The sequence below is a fragment of the Neisseria sp. P0021.S007 genome (genome assembly GCF_051956855.1).
Window position 1 is genome coordinate 1 of record NZ_JBQCXA010000276.1, and the last position, 860, is coordinate 860.

2 pseudogenes are annotated in these 860 nt (G+C 40.3%); one reads left to right on the forward strand and one right to left on the reverse strand.

Annotation, left to right across the window (positions count from 1 at the left end):
- Positions 1-485 (reverse strand): annotated as a pseudogene (locus ACTHUR_RS12780) (hypothetical protein); the annotation flags it as partial.
- A gap of 141 nt (positions 486-626) precedes the next feature.
- Between ACTHUR_RS12780 and ACTHUR_RS12785 the strand changes: the two are divergent.
- Positions 627-860 (forward strand): annotated as a pseudogene (locus tag ACTHUR_RS12785) (hypothetical protein); the annotation flags it as partial.

The window sequence follows — 860 nt, forward strand, 5'->3', positions numbered from 1 at the left end:
GGTGGATTAGTAATTACTTCAGGAAAAATGCTTAATTGATCTATGATTTTAAGATAATCATATATAAAAAATCCACCAATAAATGTTCCTAATATTGCTGAGAACCCTAATAATTTACTGATGATTTCCAAATAATCAGAGAGTTTTCTTTGCTCTTCTGGTTGCTCAACTGTCTCAGCTTGTTTAATTTCCTCCTGTTGTGTAGCAGCATTATTTTTAGCAGCATTTTCTTCCGCTTTCTTTGAGTTTTTATTTTTTTCTTGAACATCTCCATTCCATAATTTTTTAAAAAATTTACATAAGCGTGTAAGTTTATTTTTATTCTGTACATTGTCTTTTGATTCAGGCTGCTTATTTTCAGCGGTGTGCTCTGACTGCTCTTGAATGCCTTTGTCAGCCGTTTTTTCTTGATTTTCTTTAGGGTTTTGCGTGTTTTTGTTTAAGTTAGCTTTTGATTTGTTTTTTGATTTAACCGGTTTAACCATTGATCAATCCTCTTTTTTCCCAAAAAAGACGGATTATACCCGACTTTCACAATCCCCCATCTCACACCGCTTACGGTATAATATGCACTTGTTTAAAGACTTTGCGGGGCGTTTCAGACGACCTTGCGGCAAGGGATGGCTATGAATATGAAAAAGATTGTTGCCGTTGCTTCTGTGGCGGCGTTGTTGGGCGGTTGCGCTTATGATTCTGACTCGGCGTTCGGCGGTTTGGGCGGCGGTACGGGTATCGGCGGCAGCGTGGTGCAAATGGCGGTTGATCATCAGTGCCGTTCGGAATTGAACAAGCGCAATGAGTGGCGTTTGGTCGCGCTGACGATGAGTGCGGACAAGCAGCGCGAGTGGGAAGATAAAATC